Annotated in this window: 4 protein-coding genes; 1 reads left to right on the forward strand and 3 read right to left on the reverse strand. The window is 33.5% G+C overall.

All coding sequences use genetic code 11. The annotated features are described in order from the left end of the window. The 3 genes from CJF42_RS25570 to CJF42_RS25580 form a co-directional block, all read right to left on the reverse strand. On the reverse strand, positions 1 to 1031 hold a 1031-nt coding region (locus CJF42_RS25570; RefSeq protein WP_141235685.1), incomplete at its 3' end, for a ligand-binding sensor domain-containing protein. A 77-nt stretch (positions 1032 to 1108) separates the two neighbouring features. Then, on the reverse strand, positions 1109 to 1618 hold the full coding sequence (locus tag CJF42_RS25575) for a hypothetical protein (protein WP_095369309.1): 510 nt from the start codon (positions 1616 to 1618) through the stop codon (positions 1109 to 1111). 14 nt (positions 1619 to 1632) lie between these two features. Further along, complete coding sequence (locus CJF42_RS25580; RefSeq protein ID WP_095369310.1) at positions 1633 to 2121, reverse strand: helix-turn-helix domain-containing protein; 489 nt, start codon at positions 2119 to 2121, stop codon at positions 1633 to 1635. 147 nt (positions 2122 to 2268) lie between these two features. On the opposite strand from CJF42_RS25580, the gene CJF42_RS25585 reads away from it, so the two are divergent. Beyond that, a complete protein-coding gene (locus CJF42_RS25585) occupies positions 2269 to 2580 on the forward strand; it encodes a helix-turn-helix domain-containing protein (protein ID WP_095369311.1) in 312 nt (103 codons plus the stop codon). Positions 2581 to 2591: the final 11 nt, after the last annotated feature.

A 2591-nucleotide genomic window follows, 5' to 3' on the forward strand; every position in this document is an offset into this window, starting at 1 on the left:
TTAAATTGCACGATATTTTGTACTGTGTAATCTTCAATTGGCATGATCTGATCTAACCAATTTATTTTCGAAGTTTCCCCTTTGTTGTAATGATAAACACCAAAGTCAGTCCCTATCCAATACTCATTATTAACTAAACCAAATACATTATATTTAGAATTAAAGTTAAAAGGTTCAAATTTAATTTTGGTATCTAATATATGGAAATCTGTGACGCCTAATAACCATATTTTATTTTCTTTATCTATATAGATATCATTAAAGATTTCATCATTAATACCAAGCTTATACTGTCCTGCTTCAAGGCCAATATTAGAGTATTTTTTAATTATATTATTATCTACAAAATAGATATGGTGTGCATCAGCAGCTGTTAAATTGAGTGGATTTTTAAAAGTATCGTCATAACGGAATTTTTCTTGTTGGTAGTCATAAAACACCATCACATTATCTCTGCTATAAACTACGCCATCAGGTGTTGCTTGTATTTCACCTTTTTCAATCTGAACTTCTTCTATAAGTCTCGCAAAATCTTCAACTAGTAAATAACTACCTTTAGTAGTCAGTATATAGCTTTTATCTTGATAGGCTGATATCGATAAAACTCGACCTTCTATTGCGCTAATATTTGATACTTTTTGTGTATTTACTTCAAAAGCATGTATTTCACCACCTGACTTCATAAGCAGTTGGGTGGTATCAAGAGCAAGTTCTGTTGCATAAATATTTGATATCTTTTTTGCTACTTGCGTAGTCAAATTTAATTGCCATACACCTTCTGTCCTATATGCAATATACAAGGTGTTTTTCTGGCGACTAAATTCAAGAGTTTTACTCCACGTATTAGGTAACTCAGTAATATCTGATAATTTTAAATAATGATTACCATCAAATCGGTAAACCCCAGAATGGGTAGATATATACATATTTTTATGTTCATCTTCTACCATTCCATTTATATTGTTTAATTGGGTTGCTGACGATGAAAATGATATAAATACATATGAAATGAACAACAATACCCTAAACATAATTTAATCCTTTGAGTTTATGCAACAATAATGGGTTAACAAACTAACCCATTATTACACTGTGATTTATTGTATTTTTATTGTGTTCTTAATTCAGAGGTGTGATCACTAGTACCGCAGCCCGCCATTAACACAGGAGGTGATGATGTTTTAGCCTTTTCGTAATTTGGGGTAGCATTCCTTAATTTAGCGCCTTTATTTGCAGCAGGCGCATTGGTATTTTGCCAATCAAAGCTCATATCACCTGGAGTCGGAATGATTATAAAAGTGGGTTTTCTGGGATCATCGCTATTTTTTTTATTATTCCATGTATCCATGACTTTTTGGCCATAAGCTTTACCCCATAAAGTTGAATAGGCCGTTGCTATCAGCTCTGCACCTGCTTTAGACATAACCATAATACCGGTGCTTGCGTATTGACTGCCACAATCAAGCGACATATCAACATTTAGCAGTGAACTATCCGGGAGTAATAAATCAACATTCATATGTTGTACAACAGCGCGATCTTTTAATGGTTCAAGTGCTTGACTTGAAAGACATACACTTAAACTTAATACTGAAGTGAGTAATACTTTTTTTAACATTTTCTTTTCCTTGTTTATGCCATCAAGACAGCTCCTTCTGCAATTGATCTAACAAATATTTCATTAAAATCATGCTCAAATGCCGATTTAATAAGAACAGGCCTGAGCTTATTGCATATAAATAATTCGCGTTCTGGTGGTAAACATTTAGTTGATACAACCTCTTTAAGTACTTTATCAACCATAGTATTAACTGCTAACAAATCTTCAGCTGTTAATCCTTTTTGTTGAATTGGCGCTTTAGTAGGTTGCGTTTTATTGCTGTCAGTTTCTGTATTTACAATCTCTATTTCAAACAATTTATCAAGTGAAATGCCTCTCTTTTTACAGGCAATTATTACACCTTCCCAAGGTAAAGAGTCACGGCCTCTGGCATTACCGACTGCCGAAACGGATAATCCCATAGCTAAGGAAAGCGCCCGATAACTTTTCACATTAAACTGCTTACATAACTCGTTATAAACCAAATCTACATCAATATTTTCTAAAGTAGCAATAACCATACTGTTAAGTCAACACCTTTGAGTGCATTAAATCTAATGCATATAAGTTAAATTAAATACTTGACAATCTCAAACAGGTTAACTAGATTAAAAAACAACACAGTTAACTCATATGAAGTCACCCCGGAACCAATAAGGTAATACAACATGAATATACAACATTTATCATACATTGAGATACAAGAAAAATTAAAACAAAACGACGTATTACTTGCTGATATTGCAGATGCTTTAGAAGTTTCTAGATCGCATGTATCACATATCGCACGCGGTAATGCCGTTTCATTTCGTGTCGCCAAGGCCATAGCTTTGTCTCTTAACTTAGAAGTATCACAAGTATTTGGTGACAAATACGCCAATCAAAATAGCCAAGGCCGTAAAGGCAGAGTTAAGCGTAAAGCACAAATTAAAGATGCCATATTAAATAATAAGCCTGTACCTACACCTAGCATGGCCTAAATCAAATAAAG

Origin of the sequence: Pseudoalteromonas sp. NBT06-2 (assembly GCF_002276045.1) — a bacterium.
Lineage (GTDB): Bacteria > Pseudomonadota > Gammaproteobacteria > Enterobacterales > Alteromonadaceae > Pseudoalteromonas.